Origin of the sequence: Pacificispira spongiicola (assembly GCF_012926505.1) — a bacterium.
Lineage (GTDB): Bacteria > Pseudomonadota > Alphaproteobacteria > UBA8366 > Aestuariispiraceae > Pacificispira > Pacificispira spongiicola.
The window spans coordinates 1-18,575 of record NZ_JABBNT010000001.1 but is presented as its reverse complement, the minus strand read 5'-3'; the positions used below and the strand labels follow the sequence as shown (position 1 = coordinate 18,575).

The following is an 18,575-nucleotide window of genomic DNA, read 5'->3' as shown; positions in this document are numbered from 1 at the left end:
AACGTGGGAACGCCGCCAGAGATCGCGAAGGTTTCGGATATGGGACTCACCGAGGATGTCCGTCGAATTATCGACGCGGATCGGGATTGGATGCGGCAGCGTTTCCTGATGGATACGCCCTTTCCGCCGCAGATCGTCTGGCATCCCGATCCGGACAGCCTTCCCTTCCCATTGCTCACCAGCTTCGTCAGGTCTTGGCGCGACATGCCCAGGGTGGATGGGGGGCTGCCGTCCGTTGATGACTTTGATATCGTCGATTTCCGGAAACCCATGAAATATCTGATGTATCTGGACGTGTTGGACGGCGGCGCGGATTTCCAGTATCGGGTTTACGGCACCGGCATTTCACAGGTATCGGGCTTCGACTTGACCGGAATGAGGTTGAGCGAGACCCATATCCCGCCGGTGACGCGCGATTTCATGATGGCTTGTTATGGTGCGGTCGTATCGCGGCGAGATCTGTTGTTCACGGAGCACCATCCCCCGGTCCATTTCAAGATCGCCACATGGTCGCGCGTGCTGGCGCCGCTGGTCGATGCTACCGGTGCGGTCGCGCGGATTGTCGCGATCAATTATCCGGATCGGCTGCGTGATCCGACGGACGGTGTTCGCCCATTAACGCCCTGACTCGTGTCGAAACGAATGCGGCGATGACGCGGCTTGACGAAAAGGAAGTCGCGAATACGAACGTCCTGAAGCGCCCTTCGGGCGATAAAGAGGGCGCTGGCAGCGACGGTATTCCAATGAAGAGTCCGTCGAGGTCTGTTTCTTGTTATTTGGGATGGTCGATCGGTCGGTGTTCGCAAAACGCCGGGACAGATCTGAAAGGGACGACAATGAGTGAGGAAATGGTCGCGTCGGAACAGGCGGAATCGGGAAGCACGGGCGGCGGACGCCGCGCGGCGCGCGGCGGCGGTCGGGCGGCCCGGCAGGCGGCACGGGCCAGCGCGGGTAAGACGGCGCCCGCTTATATCACTCGGCAGATCGGCTATTTCGATCTTCTGAACGAAGAAACCCTGGATCTGATCGAACGCAACGCCGACACGGTGCTGGAGGAGATCGGCCTCGATTTCCGCGGCGATGAGGAAGTGCTGCAGATGTGGCGCGACCAAGGCTGCGACGTTCGCGGCGAACGCGTTCACTTCCCGAAAGGCCTCTGCAAAAAGCTGATCCAAGACACGGCGCCGTCGCTGATCACCCAGCATGCCCGCAATCCGGAGCGTACCGTGAAGATGGGCGAGGGCAATACGGTCCTGGTTCCGGCCTATGGCCCTCCCTTCGTGCGCGACCTCGACAAGGGCCGCCGCTACGGCACGATCGAGGATTTCCGCAATTTCGTGAAGCTGGCCTATATGTCGACGGGTCTGCACCATTCCGGCGGAACGCTGTGTGAGCCGGTGGACGTCCCGGTGAACAAGCGTCACCTGGACATGGTCTACAGCCATATGCGCTGGTCCGATAAGCCGTTCATGGGCTCCGTCACGGCGCCGGAGCGCGCGCAGGACACGGTCGATATGTGCAAGATCCTGTTCGGCGCCGATTTCGTCGATCAGAATTGCGTCGTCATCAACCTGATCAACGCGAACTCTCCCATGGTTTGGGACGACACCATGCTGGGCGCGTTGAAAGTGTATGCGCGCAATAATCAGGCAACGGTGATCTCGCCCTTCATCCTGTCCGGCGCGATGAGCCCGGTGACGATTATTGGCACCCTGACGCAGCTTTATGCCGAAGCGCTGGCGGGCATGGCGTTGACCCAGGTTTGCCGCCCCGGCGCGCCGGTCGTCTTCGGTACCTTCGCATCGTCCATTTCCATGCAGTCCGGCGCACCGACTTTCGGCACGCCGGAACCGTCGCTGGTCCTGTACGGCGCGGCGCAGTTGGCGCGGCGACTGGGTGTGCCCTTCCGGTCGGGCGGCGGGTTCACGGCGTCCAAGATCGCCGATGCACAGGCAGCCTACGAATCTGCGAACACGTTGCAGACGGCGGCGCTGGGCGGCGTGAACTTCATGCTGCACACGGCCGGCTGGCTGGAAGGCGGCCTGTCCATGGGCTATGAGAAGTTTGTCATGGATGCCGATCAGGCCTCCATGCTGGGCCGTCTGCTGAACGGGCCGGACCTGTCGGAAAACGGTCAGGCGATGGACGCGATCCGCGAAGTCGGTCCGGGCATGCATTATCTGGGCTGCGCGCATACCCAGCGGAACTTCGAAACCGCCTTCTATCGGTCCCCGCTGGCGGACAACAATTCCTACGAACAGTGGGAAGCCGAAGGCAGCCTGGATATGAACCAGCGCGCGAATGCCTATTGGAAGAAACTGCTGCGCGAATACGAAGCGCCGGCCATCGATCCGGCGGTCGACGAGGCCTTGCTGGCGTTCATCGAACAGCGGAAGTCATCGATGCCCGACGCCGCATACTGACGTCGCGCAAAAACGCGTGAACGTATAGGAAAAACGCCCGGCCGATCATTTCGGCCGGGCGTTTTGCTTTTTTGTGCGGGGCTATTCCGGTTTCGCGACCAGGGCCGTGGCGATGGCGGTCAATTCGGCTTCCGCGGCGATCCGGTCGTTGCCCAACCAGGACAGTGCATCCGTGAGATCGGTGAAGGTGTCGGGTTCTTCCGACCCTTCGGTGGAAGCATGGCCCAGCGTAACGATCATACGCATGATGATACGGTCCAGGTTTTCCGGGCAGACGAAGGCCAGTTTGGAAGACGGCTTTTCGCCAAACGGCTCAAAGAACGTTTCTTGATCCGCTTTCCAGATTTCCACGGCGAATTCCGGCGTGATCGTGCTGAGGTCCGCATTGGGCATTATTTGGACCAGTGTATCCGCGCGAAAGGTGTCTCGGGGCTCAAACCCCGGCGACCGAATTTCAGCCAGCATTTGCTTCGGATCGCAAATACCCCAGTGAACGCAATAGACGAGATTGTACTTCGGCAGGTGGCGGATGGCGTAGCCCAATGACGGACGCTCCTAAGCGTTATTCGCTGGTCCCCGCCCCCAAGCACGACCAGTTTAAAAGACACGAGGCGCGGGTGTTACATAAAAAGAACGGCCCGGTCAAACCGGGCCGCTCCGTAACAAACCTTTGGGCAGATCTTATTCGAACCACCAACGTTCGGCGTTCTTGTGACCATCCAGTTCCCAGTTGTTGGCGATTTGATCGGGCAGGCCGATTTTCGCGCTGACGGCGTGGGTGTAGGCCATGAAGATCGGAATGATCGAACCGCAATCTTCGTTGCAGATCGTCTGCATTTCGACATACATCTCGCGACGTTTCGTGGAGTCGAGTTCGGCGCGGGCCATGACAAGCAGTTCGTTGAACCGCGCGTTGTCCCACTTCGACTCGTTCCATTCCGCGCCCGAGGCGTAAATCTGGCTGAAGACCCAATCTTCCGTCGGACGGCCGCCCCAGTAGCTCGCGCACCACGGCTTCGCCAACCAGACGTTCGACCAGTAACCATCATCCGGCTCGCTGACGACGTTGATGTTGATGCCGCACTGCTTCGCCGTTTCGGCATAGAGCTGGCCGGCGTTGATCGCGCCTTCGAAGGCCGTGTCGGCCAGGTGCAGATCGACGCTGAGGCTGTCCAGGCCCGCCTGTTTCAGGTGGAACTTGGCCTTTTCCGGGTCGAACTGACGCTGTGGCAGTTCTTCCTGTGTGGCGCGGTAAATGTTCGCCGGGCCGATCGGATGGTCGTTACCGACTTCGCCCAGACCCTGCAGGATCTTTTCGACCAGTTCCTTACGGTCGATGGCGTATTTCAGGGCAAGACGGACGTCCGGATTATCGAACGGGGCCGTGTCGCACATCATCGGCAGCGTCGCATGCTTGTTACCGAAGGTTTCGAAGACCTTCAGCGTCGGCACCTGACGCATCAGGCTGACCGTGTTCAGGTCGAGGTTCGCGATGGAGTGCAGCTCACCCGTCTGAAGACCGGTGTTACGCGCGTTGGCGTCGGCAACGAACAGCGATTCGACTTCGTCGAACCAAGCGCGGCCTTCTTTCCAGTAGTTCGGGTTGCGCTTCACTTCCGTGCGGACGCCCGGCTCGAAGCTGGTCAGCGCGTAACCGCCCGTACCAACGCCCGATTCCCAGTCGATCGAACCGTCGTCCTTCGCCGGGCAAATACCCAGGTGATAGTCGGACATCAGGAACGGGAAGTCGGCGCTGCCGCCGCTGAGCGTGACCACGACAGTGTCCTTGCCGTCCGCTTTCACGTCGGAAATGTTGGACACGATACCGGAGGCGGCCGATTTGCTGTTTTCACCACGGTGATGGTTCAGGGAGGCGACGACATCCGCCGCTTCCAAGGTCTTGCCGTTGTGGAATTCGACGCCCGGACGGATTTTGAACGTCCAGGTCATCGCGTCCGGCGAGGCTTCCCAGCTGGTCGCCAATTCGCCGACCAACTGACCGTCCGGCGCGATTTCCGTCAGGTTGTTGCGCAGCATGCCGGAGCTGACGTTGATCATGTAGGAATCGAGAATCTGCGCCGGATCCAGCGTATCGCCCGACCCGCCGCCGGTCAGGGCCTGAACGAAACGACCACCCTTTTTCGGGGTCGCGGCCTGTACCTTCTTAACATGGCCGAAGACGGAGCTTCCGGCGACACCGGCACCGAGTGCCGCAACGATGAATCCGCGCCGGTCCAGTTCCCCTTTGGCGAGGGCGCGCTTCATGCGTTCGAATTTATGGAGAAGTTCTCCATCCATTTTCTGAGACATTTAGGTAACTCCCTGTTCCTGTCCGTAAAAAGCCCAGCGGAAGGTAACGCCAAGCGGAGCACGCTGTCAGGTGTTATTCATTCTTGAAAGGTTGAATCAGTTTCACCCGAACGCCTGCCGACCTTTCCGTGATCACAAAGCAAGGCTAACATGTCCGGAAATCAATGCAACATTTCCTGGGGGGACATAATTTGTCGAATTTGGGCATTTCCAGTCTTGGGGAATACGATTTTATCGTCATCGGCGCCGGAACGGCAGGTTGTGTGCTGGCCAATAGGCTGAGCGAAAACACCAAGTATACCGTGCTTTTGCTGGAAGCGGGCGGCAAGGATACCTATCCGTGGATCCATATTCCCGTCGGGTATCTGTTTACCATGGGTAACCCAAGGACGGATTGGCTGTTTAAAACGGAATCGGAACCGGGCCTGAACGGGCGCGCTCTGGATTATCCCCGCGGCAAGGTTCTGGGCGGCTGTTCGTCGATCAACGGCATGATCTATATGCGTGGTCAGGCACGCGATTACGACGGATGGCGGCAGGCTGGAAATCCGGGTTGGGGCTGGGATGACGTCCTGCCGTATTTCAAGAAGTCGGAAGATCATGTCGACGGGCCGTCGGAAGCCCACGGAACGGGCGGCAATTGGCGCGTCGAACATCAACGGCTGCGTTGGGACATTCTGGACGCCTTTCGCGAGGCCGCGATCGAATCGGGCATTCCGGCGACGGACGATTTCAATACCGGCACGAATGAAGGGGTGGGTTACTTCCAGGTCAATCAGAAGCGGGGAATTCGCTGGTCCTCCGCGAAAGGTTTCCTGAAACCGGCCCGGAAGCGTCCGAACCTGAAAGTGGTCACGAAGGCCCATTGCAAGACGCTGACGATAGAGAACGGTCGCGTGACGGGGGTTAAACTGACCGTCGACGGCCGCGACGCGGAAGCGCGCTGCCGGGGAGAGGTCGTGCTGGCCGCCGGGGCCGTTGCGTCGCCCGTCATCCTGCAACGATCCGGGATCGGACCCGGTGCCCTGCTTAAGGACCGGGGCGTCGACGTCCTGCATGAGATGCCTGGCGTCGGCGAAAATTTGCAGGATCACCTTCAAGTCCGGCTGGCATTCAAGGTCGAAGGGGTTCGAACCCTGAACGAAATCAGCCACAATCCGCTGCGCCGTGCGGCGATGGGGATCGAATACGCCCTGTTCCAAAGCGGCCCGTTGAGCATGGCGCCCAGCCAGTTGGGCTGTTTCGTGAAATCCGATCCGGCTCGGGAAACGCCGAATCTGCAATTCCATGTCCAGCCTCTATCGACGGAAAAATTGGGGGAGGCGCTGCATCCTTTCCCCGGCTTCACGGCATCCGTCTGCAACTTGCGTCCCGAAAGCCGGGGCACCGTTACGATGCGGTCGGCGAATCCCTTCGACAAGCCGGTGATCCGTCCGAATTACCTGCAAGCGGTGGGGGACCGTCAGGTCGCGGCGGCGGCGATCCGCCTGACACGCCAAATCGCGAAAGCCCCGGCCTTGCAGAGGTTCAAGGCGACCGAATTCAAACCCGGCCCGGAAATCGACGGCGACGACCAGTTGGCGAAGGCCGCAGGCGACATCGCGACGACGATCTTTCATCCGGTCGGCACCGCTAAGATGGGGCCGTCTTCCGATCCCGACGCCGTGGTCGATCCGACCCTGAAGGTCTATGGCATAGCGGGCCTTCGCATTGCGGATGCGTCGATCATGCCGACGATTACATCTGGGAATACGAATTCCCCTGTCGTCATGATCGCGGAAAAAGCGGCGGATATGATTCTGACGGATGCCCGTGCGTAACAGACAGGCGCGGGGCCGACGATGATTTGGGATACGGTTGCGGCGGCGGGCGGGCTGTTCCTGTCCGCCTTCACCGCTGCGACGATCCTGCCGATGCAGTCGGAGGCGGTTTTGGTCGGCTTGCTGGCAGCGGGCTATCCGCCCTGGCTGATGCTTGCCGCCGCCAGTCTGGGCAATATTCTAGGGGCCGTCGTGAACTGGCTTCTGGGCCGATGGGTTGAGCGGTTTCGGGATCGACGCTGGTTTCCCATATCCCCCGAACGCATGGAAAAGGCCGGGCGATGGTATCGACGGACTGGCAAATGGTCGCTGTTGCTGAGCTGGATGCCGATTGTGGGGGACCCGCTGACCGTCGTCGCGGGCATCCTGCGCGAACCTTTTTGGGTTTTCCTGATCCTGGTAACGATTGCAAAGACGGGGCGATACCTTGTTCTTGCCGCCGTGACGTATGAGTTTCTGTGACCATTGTTGTCTTTCGGGATTAAACCTTTGTCGTCTAGGGGCGATAGTCCGGATCGGCGGCAGGGATATCTGTGATCGAAATTTGTCGGGTCCATCCCACGTGGCAGCAAGAAAGTTCAGTGCATGACCTCCTCCCCTCTGTCGGGCGGCTCGTCCGGAACCGGCCAACCTCCCGCCTTTATTCAACGGACCGGCTTGTTTGCCATGGCGGCGGTCTGCGGTCTTGCCGTTGCGAATATTTACTACAATCAGCCGATGATCGGCATTATCGAGGCGGAGTTCGAACAACCGGAGATCACCCGTTTGATCCCGACGGCGACGCAACTCGGCTATGCTCTTGGCCTTTTCTTTCTGTTGCCGGTCGGGGATATCGTCGAACGTCGGCGGTTGATCGTCGGGCAGTTCCTGTTGCTGGCCGTTGCCCTGGTCGGCGCGGCCTTGGCGACGAGTGCTTGGGTTCTGGTCGCGGCCTCTCTGGCGGTCGGTGCGTCTGCCTCCGTCGCGCAACAGATCGTTCCCCTCTCCGCCACCTTGTCGGACCCGGCCCGCAGGGGACGCGCGATCGGAACCGTGATGGCGGGACTGCTGTCCGGGATTCTTCTCAGCCGGACCCTGTCCGGATTTGTCGGCGAACATCTGGGCTGGCGCGACATGTTCTGGGTCGGTGTGCCGCTGGCGTTGGTCAGCGCGGGTTTGATGAGGCGTGTCTTGCCGGTGCTATCGCCTCATACCCCGATGGCGTATGGGAGAGCGCTGCGGTCTTTGGCGAACCTTTGGATGCGACACCGCGAATTGCGGGCCGCCGCCCTTGTGCAGGCCTGTTTGTTCGGGTCTTTCAGTGCCTTCTGGACGATTTTGGCGCTCTACCTCGCCGGGCCGAACTTTGGCTTGGGGGCGGATGTCGCCGGATTGTTCGGTGTCTTGGGCGTCGTCGGCGTCGCGGCCGCGCCCATCGCCGGGAAGCTGTCGGACAAGTACAATCCCCGCGTTACCGTCTGGGCAGGTGTGGCCCTGTGCATCTTCGCCTGGGGGGCGGCTGGCAGTTTCGCTGCGATTGCCGCCCTGATTATCGCCGTGATCGTGATGGATTTCGGGTTCCAGATAGCATTGATTTCGAACCAGCACATCGTCTATTCCCTGGCGCAGGCGGCGCGCGGTCGACTGAACACGATTTTGATGACGGGCATGTTCCTGGGCGGAGCCGCAGGATCGGCTCTATCGACCTATGCCTGGGCTGTCGGCGGATGGGGTGGTGTTTCCATCCTGGGCGTTGGATTGGCCGTCGCGGCATTGGCCGTGATGGCAGTTCATCGCCCGAAAGCGGCCTGAATTCACGTCTCGGTTCCCGCCTCGGTTTTCGCGTCGAAGGCGGCGCGGGCACGCTCTACCGCCGCCATATGCTCCTTGGTCCAGCCGTACAGCGCCATAAAGGCGGGTTGCAGCGTCCGGCCCAGGTCTGTGATTTCGTATTCCACGGCGACGGGGGACACGGGGATCACCCGGCGTTCCACCAAACCGTTGCGTTCCAGGCGGCGTAGGCATTGGGTCAGGGCCTTCTGGGTTATTCCTTCCAGCCGACGCTTTACCTCGTTGAATCTCAGGGGGCCTTCGTCCAGGACGCTCAACACCATCATGGACCATTTGTCCGCAATTTGGTCGAACAGCACCCGGCAAGGGGAGTTGGCGGCAAAGTGTTTTTCACAGGCATGCAGCATGGTGGTTTCCTCATGTATACCTAGGCGACTTAAAGTACCTAATTGAACCCAAGGATAAAAGATATACTTACAGGTCTCCAATCAAGACGGAGACCCAAATGTCCGACCCCTACGACCTTCTTTTCCAACCTTTCAGCCTAGGTTCGCTGACGCTCAAGAACCGTATCGTCATGGCCCCCATGACGCGCAACAAGGCCCAGGACGGTATTCCCGGTCCGGCAAACGCCGCCTATTACCGCCGCCGCGCGGAAGGCGGGGTGGGGCTGATCCTGTCCGAAGGCACGGTGATCGATCGCCCGGCCTCTCGCAACGAAGGCCATATTCCTTTCTTCCACGGTGATGCCGCTCTGGCGGGTTGGAAATCCGTGATCGACGAAGTGCATGATGCCGATGGCCGTATGGCGCCGCAAATCTGGCATACCGGATCGGTTCGCGGCTCCGGCGGTTGGGAACCGCCGGTACCGGTCGAAAGCCCGTCCGGCCTCGTCGGCCCGGGTGACGCCCGCGGCGTCGCGATGACGGAAGAAGATATCGCGGATACCGTCGCGGCCTTTGCCCGCGCGGCGGCGGACGCGAAGCGCCTGGGATTCGATACCGTCGAAATCCACGGCGCACATGGATACTTGATCGACCAGTTCTTCTGGTCCGGCACGAATTTGCGCGAGGACCGGTATGGCGGTGAGACGATCAAGGACCGTTCCCGCTTTGCCGGTGAAGTCGTCGCTGCCGTCCGGGCCGCAGTCGGTCCCGATTTCCCCATCATCCTGCGCGTCAGTCAGTGGAAGCAGCAGGACTTTACCGTCCGGCTTGCGGAAACGCCGGATCTGATGACCGATTGGCTGGGTCCCTTGGTGACGGCCGGGGTCGATATCCTGCATTGTTCGCAACGGCGGTTCTGGGAACCGGAATTCCCGGAAATCGACGGGGAGCACGGACTGAATTTCGCGGGCTGGGCCAAGAAACTGACCGGCGCGGCGACGATCAGCGTCGGGTCGGTCGGCCTGACCGGCGATATGGTGTCCGCCTTCCAGGGGCAGGCCTCCCAAAGTACGGGGATCGACGGTGTCATGGATCGGCTGGATCGTGGTGAATTCGACCTGATCGCGGTCGGCCGCGCCCTGCTGTCTGATCCGCATTGGGCCGAAAAGGTTCGGATCGGCGACAAGGAAGGATTGAAAGGCTTCGATCCGGCGGCCCTCGGCGAACTCGTCTAAACCAATCGGGGGAGGCGGGTTCGGTCGAATCCGCCTCCGTCGAAGAATAGATATCAATAAAGCAGTATTTCACGGAATTAAGAAAAATTCCATTGTGCCCCTTAATTGAGCGGGTTGCGCGTAATCACGGTGGTTTGAATTGTGTCAGGAATTTGGAATTTCCGGTCACATTCATTGTTATGCGTTGATCTGATTACACAGATACCAATGTCTTTTCCGTGAATTGAGGGCGAATAGGAATTCGACCCGTTCAATAATTACGGAAAGGAGATCGACGATGCTGTATTGGGCGCTCGTCTTCTTCATCATCGCGGTGATTGCCGCAGTCTTCGGTTTCGGCGGGATCGCGGTCGCGGCCGTCGGAATCGCAAAAATTCTGTTCTTCATTTTCCTGGCGCTCTTTGTCTTGAGCCTGGTCGTCCACGTTTTACGGGGTGGGCGCCCACCGGTCTGATCGATCCGAGGACAAAGCCAAATCGTAAACGAGGAAAGGAGCAATCTGATGAGTATCCAGAACGCTTATGCCGATAAAATGAATGCGCAAATTCGAAAGGCCGAGGCGGAAGTCGACCGTCTGAAAGCCAAGGCGGATGAGGCCGATGCCGACGCGCGGCTGACCTATCACAAGCATATCGCGGAAATCCAAGAACACCGCGATTACTTGCAGGCACGGGTCGACGAACTGAACGCGGCGTCTTCCGAAGCCTGGGAAGACGTGAAGGCCGGGGCGGAAAGCGCGTGGAACACCCTGCGGGACTCCGTCGACCGGGCCTCGAGCCGCTTCTGACACCGACCGACCTTTCCCCTATATGACGGCTCCGTTGCAACGGAGCCGTCACTTTGTCTAGGGTGGCGGATCGCGCAAGGGAACGGTTCCGGGGGAGAGGTCTTGGTATGCAGGTTCTGTACAATCGGTTTCGCGGGGATAGTGAGGCGGCCCTGGTTGATGGGGCGACGGTTCCCTATCCCAGCACCGATGCAGAGGCGGTAAGCGCGCTTCTGTCCCGATGTCCGGCGGCGATGGAAACGCCGCTGGTGGATTCCCCCGATATTGCCGGACAGGCCGGTGTCGGTTCCGTCCATGTGAAGGACGAACGGGGCCGCATGGGCCTGGGCAGCTTCAAGGCGCTGGGCGCGGCCTATGTCATCGCCTGCGATGCCGTGGCGACGGGCAAAGACGATCTGGCCAAGGCGTTGGCGGGGGAGATCTATATCACCGCCAGTGCCGGGAACCACGGTATGTCCGTGGCGGCGGGCGCGCGAGTCTTCGGCGCGAAAGCTGCGGTCGTCCTCTCCGAAACCGTCCCGGAAAGCTTCGCCGACCGCCTGCGCGCGAAAGGGGCGGAAGTTCTGCGGGCCGGGGCGATCTACGAAGACAGCATGGCCTTCGCCGCGGAGACGGCGGAAAAGGAAGGCTGGCACCTTCTGTCCGACAGTTCCTGGGCGGGCTATATGGATCGCCCGCACCGCCTGATGGAAGGCTATCTGCAAATGGCGGCGGAGGCCGCGCGGCAGATACCCGAAAGGCCGACGCATATCTTCCTGCAAGCCGGTGTCGGCGGGTTGGCCGGGGCGGTTGCTGCCTATGCCCGCAAGGTCTGGGGTGCGTATCCCCGGATCGTCGTCGTCGAACCACAGGCCGCGCCTGCCCTGACCGAAAGCATCCGTGCGGGGCGTGCCGTCGCGACGACGGGCCCAGTCTCCTGTATGGGGCGGTTGGATTGCAAGGAACCGTCCCTGATCGCGTTGCGCGGATTGGCGCGCGATGCCGATGACTTCGTGACGATCACGGAAGCCGAGGCAAAGGCCGCCCTGCCGGCGCTTGCGGCGGCGGGATTGGAAACCTCCGCTTCCGGTGGGGCGGGGTTGGCGGCGCTCTTGGGCGCGTCCGATAGCCGGGACGCAATCGGTCTGACCGCGACCAGCCGTATCCTGACAATCCTGAGCGAGGAGCCAGCCGCATGAGCTTTCCCGCGCGGGGTTTCCCTAAGTCGGAATTTGAAAGCCGAACCCGCCGGGCGCAGGATGCCATGGCCGAACAGGACCTGTCGGCGATCCTGCTGACCACCGAACCGGATATCCGATATTTCACCGGCTTCCTGACCCGCTTCTGGGAAAGTCCGACACGGCCTTGGTACCTTGTGTTGCCTGCATCGGGGCCGCCAATCGCCGTTATCCCCAGCATCGGGGCGGCCTTGATGGCGACGACCTGGATTTCCGATATCCGAACCTGGCGCGCGCCGGATTTGACGGATGACGGGATCGGTTTGCTGGCCGATACCTTGGTCGAAGTGGCCGGGCCCGCCGGTCGGATCGGCACGCCCATGGGGCACGAAACACTGGCCCGCATGCCTCTGGCCGATTTGAAGCGATTGGAAGCGCTGTTGTCGCCGCGTGTGTTGTCGGATGACGGCTGGATCGTAAAACGCCAACGCCAGATCAAGAGCCCCGCCGAAATCGACAAGATCGAAGCGGCCTGCCGGATCGCGGATCGCGCCTTCGCGCGGCTACCGGAAATCGTGCGGGTCGGTGTGCCTTTGGCCGATGTGTTCCGCAAGTTCCAGATTCTATGCCTGGAAGAGGGCGCGGATTGGGTTCCCTATCTGGCGGGCGGTGCAGGGCAGGGCGGTTATGCCGATGTCATCTCTCCGGCGACGGAAACCCCGTTGGCGTCGGGCGATATCCTGATGCTGGATACCGGATTGGTTTGGGACGGCTATTTCTGCGACTTCGATCGGAATGTCGCCGTCGAACGGGCGGATGCGGCATCCATGGCAGCGCATGCGAAATTGATCGAAGCGGTCGACGCCGCGATGGCGATCGCGAAGCCGGGCGCGCGGGCCTGCGACTTGTTCCATGCGATGGACCGGATCGTCACCGGCGGTGCGGGCGGATCCGATGCGGGGCGTCTGGGCCACGGGTTGGGCATGCAGTTGACCGAAGTTCCGTCCCTTATCCCTGCCGATAGGACCGAACTGGCAGAGGGAATGGTCTTGACGTTGGAGCCGGGAATCGAAACCGGCGATGGGCGGATCATGGTGCATGAAGAAAATATTGTGGTCACGGCGGATGGGGCGCGGATGCTGTCCACGCCCTGCGGCTCAGACTTGCGGGTGATTTAACGCGAAGGGAAGCGGGTATGCGTCTTGAATTCGAACTGACCGACCCGCTGGGCCAACGGGCGACGATGGGGCTGATCGCCCTGCAATCGGATGAGACGATCGAACACGACTTCCGCCGCCTGCTGCCGATGGACGGTGTCGCTTTCTATGTCAGCCGCGTGCCCAGCGGGCTGGACGTGACGCCGGAAACCCTGGCCGCGATGGAAACCCATATGCCCGCGGCGGCGACCCTGCTGCCGCGACCGGCGGCGTTCGATATTGTCGGTTATGGGTGTACTTCCGGTACATCGGTCATCGGACCGCAGCGCGTGGCGGACCTGATATCCGGGGCCTGCACGACAAAGGCGGTGACGGAACCGCTGACGGCGCTTGTAGCCGCCTGCAATACGCTGTCCGTCTCGCGCCTCGGATTCCTGTCGCCCTATGTCGGGCCGGTATCGGAAACCCTGCGCGGAGAATTGGCGGCGCGTGGGATCGAGTCCCCCGTTTTCGGATCCTTCGAGGAGGCGGAAGAGGCGAAGGTCGCGCGGATCGCACCGCAGTCGGTTATCGACGGCGCGCTGTCGCTGGCGGCATCGGATCGGGTCGACGCGGTCTTCCTGTCCTGCACCAATCTGCGGACCCTGGACGTGATCGAGGAAATCGAAACGAAAGCCGGAAAGCCGGTTCTGTCCAGCAATCAGGTGCTGGCCTGGCATATGTGTCGAAGCGCCGGTCTACCGTTGGCGGACCGATCGGTCGGCGCGCTTTCCAGGACGTAATATGACGCAAAGGGAAGAGTGCCGGTTTACCGACGCAGGCGAAGCTTCCCATTCCATGGTATTCAGTCAAAAGACGGATGGTTTGCAATGTCCAACGACCCGCTTCTCCAGCCCTTCAAACTGAAACATCTGACCCTGCGCAACCGGATCATCGTGACGTCGCACGAACCGGCCTATCCGGAAGACGGCATGCCGAAAGGGCGGTACCGCGCCTATCACGCGGAACGGGCGAAGGGCGGGATCGCGCTGACCATGACGGCGGGATCGGCGGCGGTGTCGAAGGACAGTCCCCCCGCCTTCAACAATATCCTGGCCTATAAGGACGAGGTCGTTCCCTGGATTAAGGACCTGACCGATGCGGTGCACGAGCACGGCGCGGCGGTGATGATCCAACTGACGCATCTGGGCCGCCGCACACGCTGGGACAAGGACGATTGGCTGCCGGTCGTATCGTCGTCCCAGCATTGGGAACCGGCCCACCGCGCCTTTCCGAAACGGATCGAAGAATGGGACATCGCCCGTATCGTGAAGGATTACGGCGATGCCGCCGAACGGATGAAAGCAGGCGGCATGGATGGGATCGAACTGGAATCCTACGGCCATTTGATGGATCAGTTCTGGTCCCCGAATACCAACGATCTGGACGGTCCCTATGGCGGTCCCAGCCTGGAAAACCGCATGCGCTTCTGTTTCGAGGTGTTGCGGGAAATCCGGTCGCGGGTCGGGGAGGATTTCATCGTCGGCATCCGCTATGTCGCCGATGAGGCCTGGGAAGGCGGAATCACCAAGGAAGAAGGGCTGGAGATCACGCAGCGCCTGAAACAAAGCGGGCTGGTCGATTTTCTGAACGTGATCCGCGGGCATATCGAAACCGACGCGGCGCTGGCCGATGTCATCCCGGTACAGGGCATGGCGAATTCGCCGCATTTGGATTTCGCCGGAGAAATCCGCGCGGCGGCCGCCATCCCGACCTTCCATGCGGCGAAAATTCCGGATGTCGCCACCGCGCGTCATGCGATCGCGTCCGGGAAGCTGGATATGGTCGGCATGACCCGCGCCCATCTCGCGGATCCGCATATCGTCCGAAAGATTATGGAAAAGCGGGAGGAGGATATCCGCCCCTGCGTCGGCGCGACCTACTGCCTGGACCGCATCTATCAGGGCGGCGCGGCGCTGTGCATCCATAATCCGTCCACGGGCCGCGAAGAGACGATGCCGCACCGGATCGACCGTGCGACGGATCGAAAAAAGCTCGTCATCGTCGGCGCCGGCCCGGCGGGGTTGGAGGCCGCGCGGGTCGCGGGCGAGCGCGGCCATGACGTGACCGTGTTCGAAGTCGCCGACAAGCCCGGCGGGCAGATCCGATTGACCGCGCAAAGCCCGCGTCGTCAGGAAATGATCAGCATCGTCGACTGGCGCATGGCCCAATGCGAGAAACTGGGCGTGACCTTCCGCTTCAACACCTGGGCGGAGGCCGCGACAATCGAGGCGGAAAACCCCGACGTCGTCGTCATCGCCACGGGCGGTTTGCCGAATACCGAAATCCTGTCGGCGGGCAATGAACTCGTCGTATCCGCCTGGGATATCATTTCCGGCGATGTGAAGCCGGGGAACAATGTCCTGCTGTTTGACGATGCGGGCGACCATGCCGGGCTTCAGGCGGCGGAATTCATCGCCGAATCCGGCGCGCGAGTGGAAATCATGACCCCCGACCGATCCTTTGCGCCGGAGGTCATGGGGCTCAATCTCGTCCCCTATATGCGCAAGCTGCAAAAGCTGGATACGGTCTTCACCGTGACCTATCGCCTGCTGGCGGCGGAGCAGGCCGGAAACCAACTCGTCGCCCATATCGGCAGCGATTACGGCGGGATCGCCCTGCAGCGAACCGTGGATCAGATCGTCGTCAATCACGGCACAATCCCGTTGGACGATTTGTATTTCGACCTGAAGCCGCTGTCCCGCAATCTGGGGGAGGTCGACTACGACGCCCTGATTGCCGGGGAAATGCAGACGGTCAGCCGAAACGCCGATGGCCGGTTCCAGCTCTTCCGCATCGGGGACGCGGTCTCCGCCCGCAATACGCATGCGGCAATCTATGACGCGCTCCGGCTGGTCAGGACGGTGTGACGGGGCACTCGGTTTCGGCTGCCAGCGTCCGGTTCTGCCGAGGCGTTGAGAAAAGCGGTTATCTATTGCTTCGGCAATTCTATTGTCCGATATTTTGAACAATCTGTTCAAAATGGACGTCTACAGCGAGATGGTGCGGGCGGTTATATCCGGTTGGAGTTCCGTGAAACACCGTACCATGAGGCATCGCGATGACGACAAACCCCACCTGGATTTTGAAGCGGCATTCTTCCGGAATGCCGATCCCGGACGATTTTTCCTTTGAAGAAAATGCAGTGCCCACCCCGCGTACCGGCGAATTACTTGTTCGTACGCTTTGGTTGTCGGTCGACCCATATATGCGCGGACGGCTCAGCCCAGCCAAAAACTATGCGGCGGGCGCAAAGATCGGGGACATCATGCGCGGCGGGGGCGTTGGGGAGGTCATGGCCTCGGAATCATCCCTATTCAACGTCGGGGATATCGTTCAGGCCGACGATTTCGGTTGGCAACCGTATACGGTTGTTGCGGCCGATACCGCCCTGCGTCTGGATCCGGCAGCGGCACCGGTGCAAACCTCTCTCGGCTGTCTCGGCATGCCGGGCCTTACGGCGTATTTTTCCCTACTGAACGTCGGACGACCGAAGCAGGGGGAGACGGTATTGATTTCGGCGGCATCGGGCGCCGTCGGCCAAATTGCCGGTCAAATTGCCCGCATCAAAGGACTGGATGTCGTTGCGGTGGCCGGGTCGGACCAGAAAGTCGAATGGTGCAAAACGATCGGCTATCGAACCGGTATCAATCACCGAACAGTGGAAAACATCACCGAAGCGGTGGCTGCCGCATGTCCGAATGGGGTCGATGTTTACTTAGATAATACGGCGGGACCGATCCATGACGCCGCCATGATGAATATCAACCTGTTCGGAAGGGTTGTGATCGTCGGCACCGTGGCTCTTGCGGATCGCTTTGACGAACCGGATATCGGGCCGCGGCATCTTCGTCGTATCTTGGTTTCGCGCGTTCGCGTGGAAGGGTTCCTCCTCGACGACTTTGAATCCGACTATGTGTCGGCACGATCGCAGCTTCTGGAATGGTACAGGGAAGGTGCCCTAACAGCTCGAGAAGATATTTCCCATGGCATCGAATCGACGCCACACGCTTTCATCCGCATGCTGAAGGGCGAGAATTTCGGTAAGCAGTTGGTGAAAGTCTAGGCTGTCGATATCCCAGCCGCGAAACGCGAGAAATCAAAGGCATCAACGAAATCCCGGAAGGCGGTTTGTGCCTTTGATTGGTTTGTGCGGTCGGGAAATATCAGCGCCATATCGTAAGGAACCAAATCCCAATTCGGGAGCAAAACCGTCAATCGTCCGGCGGCGATCGCCGGTTGGCAGATATAGGCGGGGAGCAAAGAAATACCGCTCCCGAAAATGCAGGATTGCAGCAGGAAACCGAGCGAGTCGCTTTTCGCCGCCGCGGGGGGCGCCAAGGTGGTCCGGGTCGTGCCGTCCGAAAGCGTCCAGTCGGGCAGGGCATCGTGCAGTAGGCACCGATGCTGGATAAGATCGTTGGGATCATTGATCTTTGGGTTGGCGGCAAGGTAGCCCGGAGCGGCGACCAATACGCGCCGAATGGAAGATATCTTGCGTGTGATGAAGGTCTGGCTGGCGACCGGCCCGACGCGAAATGCGAAATCCACGTTCTCTTTTATCAGATCGAGATGTCGGTTCGTCGCTAGCAATTCGATCGAGATTCGGGGAAACCTCTCGGCGAATTGCCCAAGAAACTCCGGCATGAAATAGGTGGCGGTAACATCGGGGCAGGTGATCCGCAGTGTCCCATGCGGTTGGTCCTTCAGGTTGGACATCGCCATATTGGCTGCGGCAATTTCCGCGCGGATACGGCGGCAATATTCGAGATAGGTTTGACCGGTGCCGGTCAGAGACACTCGCCGCGTCGATCGGTTGAACAACCGCAGGCCCAGACGCGCTTCCAATTGGGTGATACGGTGACTGACCGTCGATTTCGGCATGCCAAGTTTGGCTGCCGCGCGCGTAAAATTACCGGCTTCGGCAATTTCAATCACCAATAGCATATCGTAGGCGCTTTCCATGGTACATCCTATCTTGGGATGAAGCCTGTTGTTGAAACTATTGCCTTGGTTCGATGCAGATCAATTCCCGAAACGCGCCCGCCAGAGCGGGATGCGGTCCTTGTCGCGGCTGTCATAGGCGTCGATTGCGTCGGGGATATCCATCGGCGGTTCGGCGTCGCGGTCTTCGGCGATTTGCGTCAGGTGCATCGTGTACCAGGCTGTGATCCCGCCGTCGGGTGGATTGTCGAACCGGGGGAAGACGGGATTCCGGGGTGGGGATTGAGCCCAGCTTTTCGGTAGGGAAGGGTCGATGACAAGGCTTCTTGCCAGACCGATCATGTCGGCGCTGTTGTCCGACAGGATATCCGCGGCTTCTTCCCAGGTTTTGATGCCGCCGGTCAGCATGATCGGCTTCTTGGTGCGCCTCTTGGCCGCGCGTGTGAAGTCCCGGAAATAGGCACCCTTGGCGCGCCCGTCCGACGCCGCCTTCGCGCCGGGGAAATAGGTCCCGCCGCTGGTATCGATCAGATCGATGGCGGACGCA

At 60.6% G+C, this 18,575-nt stretch carries 18 protein-coding genes and 1 pseudogene; 13 read left to right on the top strand and 6 right to left on the bottom strand.

Annotated features, from left to right (window positions below):
* Positions 1-39: 39 nt before the first annotated feature.
* Positions 40-627 carry a PAS domain-containing protein gene (locus tag HH303_RS00090; RefSeq protein ID WP_169623178.1) on the top strand — a complete coding sequence of 196 codons (588 nt, stop codon included), beginning with the start codon at positions 40-42 and terminating at the stop codon, positions 625-627.
* 209 nt (positions 628-836) lie between these two features.
* Positions 837-2,423, top strand: coding sequence for a trimethylamine methyltransferase family protein (locus tag HH303_RS00085; RefSeq protein WP_227421439.1), 1,587 nt, complete (start codon positions 837-839; stop codon positions 2,421-2,423).
* Between the two features lie 81 nt (positions 2,424-2,504).
* On the opposite strand, the gene HH303_RS00080 is transcribed toward HH303_RS00085, so the two are convergent.
* Entirely contained in the window at positions 2,505-2,966 is a 462-nt protein-coding gene (locus tag HH303_RS00080; RefSeq protein ID WP_169623177.1) for a hypothetical protein, read from the bottom strand.
* Between the two features lie 138 nt (positions 2,967-3,104).
* Positions 3,105-4,733, bottom strand: a complete 1,629-nt coding sequence (locus HH303_RS00075; RefSeq protein WP_227421438.1) for an ABC transporter substrate-binding protein — start codon at positions 4,731-4,733, stop codon at positions 3,105-3,107.
* 191 nt (positions 4,734-4,924) lie between these two features.
* On the opposite strand from HH303_RS00075, the gene HH303_RS00070 reads away from it, so the two are divergent.
* The 3 genes from HH303_RS00070 (at position 4,925) to HH303_RS00060 (ending at position 8,344) form a co-directional block, all read left to right on the top strand.
* Entirely contained in the window at positions 4,925-6,553 is a 1,629-nt protein-coding gene (locus tag HH303_RS00070; RefSeq protein ID WP_227421437.1) for a GMC family oxidoreductase, read from the top strand.
* 21 nt (positions 6,554-6,574) lie between these two features.
* Positions 6,575-7,015, top strand: a complete 441-nt coding sequence (locus HH303_RS00065) for a YqaA family protein (RefSeq protein WP_169623175.1) — start codon at positions 6,575-6,577, stop codon at positions 7,013-7,015.
* A 123-nt stretch (positions 7,016-7,138) separates the two neighbouring features.
* The gene (locus HH303_RS00060; RefSeq protein WP_169623174.1) at positions 7,139-8,344 is read left to right on the top strand and encodes an MFS transporter; all 1,206 of its coding nucleotides are present in this window, start codon (positions 7,139-7,141) and stop codon (positions 8,342-8,344) included.
* Positions 8,345-8,346: 2 nt separating this feature from the next.
* Here HH303_RS00060 and HH303_RS00055 read toward each other — a convergent pair whose 3' ends face one another.
* Positions 8,347-8,730, bottom strand: a complete 384-nt coding sequence (locus tag HH303_RS00055) for a winged helix-turn-helix transcriptional regulator (RefSeq protein WP_169623173.1) — start codon at positions 8,728-8,730, stop codon at positions 8,347-8,349.
* A 98-nt stretch (positions 8,731-8,828) separates the two neighbouring features.
* Between HH303_RS00055 and HH303_RS00050 the strand changes: the two genes are divergently transcribed.
* The 8 genes from HH303_RS00050 (at position 8,829) to HH303_RS00015 (ending at position 17,150) form a co-directional block, all read left to right on the top strand.
* A complete protein-coding gene (locus HH303_RS00050; protein WP_169623172.1) occupies positions 8,829-9,944 on the top strand; it encodes an NADH:flavin oxidoreductase in 1,116 nt (371 codons plus the stop codon).
* A gap of 277 nt (positions 9,945-10,221) precedes the next feature.
* Positions 10,222-10,398: a DUF1328 domain-containing protein gene (locus HH303_RS00045; RefSeq protein WP_169623171.1), complete on the top strand. Its 177-nt coding sequence runs from the start codon at positions 10,222-10,224 to the stop codon at positions 10,396-10,398.
* Positions 10,399-10,446: 48 nt separating this feature from the next.
* Positions 10,447-10,731, top strand: coding sequence for a sll1863 family stress response protein (locus tag HH303_RS00040; protein ID WP_169623170.1), 285 nt, complete (start codon positions 10,447-10,449; stop codon positions 10,729-10,731).
* Between the two features lie 107 nt (positions 10,732-10,838).
* Positions 10,839-11,909 carry a pyridoxal-phosphate dependent enzyme gene (locus HH303_RS00035; protein WP_169623169.1) on the top strand — a complete coding sequence of 357 codons (1,071 nt, stop codon included), beginning with the start codon at positions 10,839-10,841 and terminating at the stop codon, positions 11,907-11,909.
* Positions 11,906-13,066 carry a M24 family metallopeptidase gene (locus tag HH303_RS00030; protein WP_169623168.1) on the top strand — a complete coding sequence of 387 codons (1,161 nt, stop codon included), beginning with the start codon at positions 11,906-11,908 and terminating at the stop codon, positions 13,064-13,066. Before HH303_RS00035 ends, HH303_RS00030 begins: the two co-directional genes overlap by 4 nt.
* 17 nt (positions 13,067-13,083) lie before the next feature.
* Positions 13,084-13,827: a maleate cis-trans isomerase family protein gene (locus tag HH303_RS00025; protein WP_169623167.1), complete on the top strand. Its 744-nt coding sequence runs from the start codon at positions 13,084-13,086 to the stop codon at positions 13,825-13,827.
* A gap of 87 nt (positions 13,828-13,914) precedes the next feature.
* On the top strand, positions 13,915-15,954 hold the full coding sequence (locus HH303_RS00020) for an NADH:flavin oxidoreductase (protein ID WP_169623166.1): 2,040 nt from the start codon (positions 13,915-13,917) through the stop codon (positions 15,952-15,954).
* A gap of 191 nt (positions 15,955-16,145) precedes the next feature.
* Entirely contained in the window at positions 16,146-17,150 is a 1,005-nt protein-coding gene (locus HH303_RS00015; protein ID WP_169623165.1) for an NADP-dependent oxidoreductase, read from the top strand.
* On the opposite strand, the gene HH303_RS00010 is transcribed toward HH303_RS00015, so the two are convergent.
* The 3 genes and pseudogenes from HH303_RS00010 to HH303_RS00005 form a co-directional block, all read right to left on the bottom strand.
* Positions 17,147-17,809, bottom strand: a complete 663-nt coding sequence (locus HH303_RS00010) for a substrate binding domain-containing protein (protein WP_227421525.1) — start codon at positions 17,807-17,809, stop codon at positions 17,147-17,149. The two genes, HH303_RS00015 and HH303_RS00010, sit on opposite strands and share 4 nt — an antisense overlap.
* A gap of 63 nt (positions 17,810-17,872) precedes the next feature.
* Positions 17,873-18,031, bottom strand: a pseudogene (locus HH303_RS20330) (helix-turn-helix domain-containing protein); the annotation flags it as partial.
* Positions 18,032-18,109: 78 nt separating this feature from the next.
* Positions 18,110-18,575: oxidoreductase (locus tag HH303_RS00005; protein WP_455011037.1), on the bottom strand; the 466-nt coding region annotated here is incomplete at its 5' end.